This is a genomic window from Streptomyces sp. NPDC041796 (assembly GCF_055590785.1).
This window is the reverse complement of sequence record NZ_JBVJAH010000082.1, coordinates 1-3,470: the sequence shown is the minus strand read 5'-3', so window position 1 is coordinate 3,470 and position 3,470 is coordinate 1. Positions and strand designations below refer to the sequence as shown.

Annotated in this window: 5 protein-coding genes and 1 pseudogene; 1 reads left to right on the top strand and 5 read right to left on the bottom strand. The window is 65.6% G+C overall.

Translation table 11 applies throughout. The features are described 5' to 3' along the window. Positions 1-291: helix-turn-helix domain-containing protein (locus ACZ6C1_RS38815; protein WP_469247729.1), on the bottom strand; the 291-nt coding region annotated here is incomplete at its 3' end. Positions 292-317: 26 nt separating this feature from the next. On the opposite strand from ACZ6C1_RS38815, the gene tnpA reads away from it, so the two are divergent. Further along, positions 318-734 carry an IS200/IS605 family transposase gene (tnpA, locus tag ACZ6C1_RS38810; RefSeq protein WP_469247728.1) on the top strand — a complete coding sequence of 139 codons (417 nt, stop codon included), beginning with the start codon at positions 318-320 and terminating at the stop codon, positions 732-734. A 63-nt stretch (positions 735-797) separates the two neighbouring features. Here the strand turns inward: tnpA and ACZ6C1_RS38805 are convergent, their stop codons facing one another. From ACZ6C1_RS38805 to ACZ6C1_RS38790, 4 genes and pseudogenes are all read right to left on the bottom strand, one after another. Further along, entirely contained in the window at positions 798-1,643 is an 846-nt protein-coding gene (locus ACZ6C1_RS38805; RefSeq protein ID WP_469247727.1) for a hypothetical protein, read from the bottom strand. Then, entirely contained in the window at positions 1,640-2,323 is a 684-nt protein-coding gene (locus ACZ6C1_RS38800) for a hypothetical protein (RefSeq protein ID WP_469247726.1), read from the bottom strand. Before ACZ6C1_RS38800 ends, ACZ6C1_RS38805 begins: the two co-directional genes overlap by 4 nt. Further along, positions 2,320-2,787 carry a hypothetical protein gene (locus tag ACZ6C1_RS38795; protein ID WP_469247730.1) on the bottom strand — a complete coding sequence of 156 codons (468 nt, stop codon included), beginning with the start codon at positions 2,785-2,787 and terminating at the stop codon, positions 2,320-2,322. Before ACZ6C1_RS38795 ends, ACZ6C1_RS38800 begins: the two co-directional genes overlap by 4 nt. Positions 2,788-2,885: 98 nt before the next feature. Then, positions 2,886-3,359: pseudogene (locus ACZ6C1_RS38790) on the bottom strand (ferritin-like domain-containing protein); the annotation flags it as partial. Positions 3,360-3,470: the final 111 nt, after the last annotated feature.

Genomic DNA, 3,470 nt, shown 5'->3' with positions numbered 1-3,470 from the left:
GTCCCTCAGCCCGTCGAAGAAATTCCGGTACGCGGTGTCCAGATCTCGAAGGGACTGCTGGAGAACGACTGCGGAGACCTCACAGAGCCAGGCGCGTTCCTCGGTCTTCTTCGCCTCAGTGAGCCGCTTGCCCAGCTCGGCGGAGGTGACGAACGGCAGCCCGGCCACGCGGGCGTCCTCACGGACGCCAAGCGCGTCGTTGAAGACCACCCGTGCGCACCCGAACGCCCTGGCCAGCGCGGAGCGCTGCGGACCGTTCGGGTACATCCGGAAGGAGTACCTGAGCTGCATCTCCATGATCGTACTACAGTTGGTTTATGGCTGAGTATCAGAACATTCGCACTGGCAGACACTGCGCGTTCGTCATGCACGCACACTTGGTTTTCGTGACGAAGTACCGGCACAAGGTCTTCACCAGCGTGCACCTGACGCGCATGGAAGAGATCATGCGGGCGGTCTGTGAGGACTTCGAATGCGAGCTGGTCGAGTTCAACGGCGAGAACAACCACGTTCACCTCCTCGTGAACTTCCCGCCCAAGGTCGCCATCTCCAAGCTGGTCAACAGCTTGAAGGGCGTCAGCTCCCGCAGGCTCCGGCAGGAGTACCCGGAGTTGGTCCGGCACTACTGGCGGGCGCAGCGGCTGTGGTCCGGATCGTACTTCGCCGGGTCGGTTGGCGGGGCTCCGCTGTCGATCGTCCGTCAGTACATCGAGCAGCAGAATCGTCCGCTGTGACCTGCGGGCCAGAGCACTTCTGAGAATCGCCTCACCACCGGGCTAAACCCCGGTGCACTGCGATTAGTCCCGGTAGCGCAACGGCCACAGGAGCGGACCGCACACGTGCCACTCGAACTCCGGCCCGTGGTACTGGTGGTGCAAGTGGGCGACGTACCAGAAGACGAGGTCCTGTCCGTCGATGCTCTCGTTGTTGATGTGCGAGAAGATCTGCGCCGAGTACGCCGTGCCGAGGCGCCCTTTCAGGTCTTCCGCTCCGTGGTAGGCGACGGCGTACATGTCGGCGGGCTCGAAGGCGTCGCTCGGCCTGTCATGCGGACCACGGTCTATGACGTAACCACGGCTCGTCTGCTTATTGAGCACCGCCCAGCGATGGGCCGATGCCGTCACCTGCCAAGTCTCGCGCGGCAGCGGCATCCAGCCGGCCCCGTACCCCCAGTCGCCGCCCGACGTCATGTTCGCCAGCGTCAGGTTGTTGGCTGCCCCGTCGATGTCGAAATCGAAGCGCCAGTAGACGTGGTGCTGGTGGGTGGCCGGATGTTGCAGGCCCGCGCTGTGCAGCTGCGGCAGGATGAGACCGTCGCTGCGGAAGAACCACCGGTTGACGAGGTGGTACCTACCGATGCGGTGGTAGCTCTCCACCACCAGGTGGCGGAAGCCGGACTGGTTGTGTTCGTAGACCTTGACAGGGCCCTGCATGTTTCCGGTGCTCAGCGGGTCCTTGTAGGGGCCGATACCGGATTCGTAGCGGACCCGGATCATCGGCAGGCTCGCCTTGTGGCACACCTTCGTACCCCGGAAGCGCACGTCACGGAAGGCGATGGCCTCGCTGTCGCCGTCGATGGCTTCCCAGAGAAAGGTCCACACGGGAGCCTCGGGAGGCCAGCTCACCAGGCCTGACATACTCATGACGAACCCTCCTCGACCGGTAGAAGGCCGGTACTGACGACGGCCAGGGCGCTGAGGTCGACGATGGCGAACGCCCTGGGCAGATACCGCTCCGCCGGTCCGAAGCGCAGGTCGACCAGTCGGTGCCCATGGCGAGGGCTGCGGAAATTCACGTCCTCGACGATCAGACCTACGCCGGTGTCGACGTCTATGCCCGCCGCGGACAACCGGCCGTCCACCCGCACCATTTCTAGCGCCTCGTTCTGCTCGGAAGGGGTCAGCGGAGGCTGGTACCGCTCCTCGGTCACCTCGTGCACCGCTCTGCGAACCGGGTCGATCGTGACCTCCACGACCACGTCGTCGGTGTAGTCGTAGATGATCACCAGAAGGTGGTCGGTTTCGCGGTCCAGTGCACGTGTTCCGACATCGAGCACTTGGTTCCGCTTCCCCTCCAGCCTCCCGGTGACCCTGTCGGCGGCGAGGGCCGCGTCCACCGCCTGACGGCGGCTGTCATCGGTGATCCGGGGCTCGGTCCTCTCGTAGTCGACAGAGCAGGTTTCCGCTGCGGGCAGAAACGGGCTGTAGTCCGGGACGTCGACGAACGGAGGATCAATGATGGGCCCCCGGTTGGGGATCTCGAAGCTGATCAGGCCCGGCGGTGGCAGAGGGCCGGTCTCCGATCTGTAGTCCTTGTCGTTCATGTTCTCCTCCATGGAATGGTGGTGGGCACTCCGGGTGGTGCCTGCCGGGCGGCAGCGAGGTGTCCGGCACGCGTCTCCCGCAGGGAGCGCCGGGGTCCGACCGGCACTGCACGCGCCGGCCTGATCGGGTGGTTCTCGGGCGTGACGTACCGGAATTCCGGTCCGTAGGTCCTGCCACTGCCGTCGGGCAGCTGCCTGCCCATTAGTTCCTGGGCCGGCTCCGCCAGCAGGCGCATCTCGTCGACGGCCGCCTGCAACCGCTGCTTCGCCTCGGAGGGCACGTCCGTCCGCCACGCCTGCTCCAGGAAGCGCAGCATGGCGCTGTAGTGGTGATTGGCGCGGTCGAGCAACTGCCTGGTGGTCGGGTCGGGTGGCTGTCCGCCCTCCGAGCCCCAGCCGTTCCGAGGCACCCTGCCCATCGGCAGGGTGGCGGGCATCGGTATCGCGGCGCCCGTGACTTCCACCTCTCCGGGGCCGTGGACGTCTTGACCAACTCGCGGCCGTGGTACAGCTCCCGGAAGACGTAATAGTGGGCCAGCTCGCCCGCCTGGCCCGGGTGCGGGCTGTGCGGGCTGTGCGGGCTGTGCGGGCTGTGCGGGCTGTGCGGGGAGGCGGAGGTGCCCTCGCCCTGCTCCTTGATGACGCCGATGGCGCCTTCGACGGCCGCGAGCGATGGCAGCGCCACGATGCTGTTGCCTGCGCCGTGGTGGGACATGCTGCTGGTCACCTGGCGAGCCCCCGTGATCAAGTCCGCTTGGTTACTGAACGCGTCCGAGATCGCGGTGTAGAACCCCCCGACTGACGTATGCGTCCGGGCCTCGACGACCGGATCGCCGGGTTCTTCGATCCGGCTGTACGTGTCCAAGGATTCCTTCGTCAACCCGCTCAGGAAGACGGTCAGCTCCGGTCTCACGCCTCCCGGCAACGGGCCGGGATACTTCGGCACCGTTCTCGGGTCGGCGAGGCGGGGGGGGGGTGTCTCTATGTCCTTCGTCAAGGATGTGGTGTCTGGTGTGCGGGTGTTTGGGGTGGTCATGCGGCGAGGGTGATGCGTGGGCTTGATCCGCTTTGACGGACATCTGAGATCAGGGGCTTCAGCCCCGGAAGGATGATGTTCATCATGGAGAGCATGGGGAAGAAGAGGCCG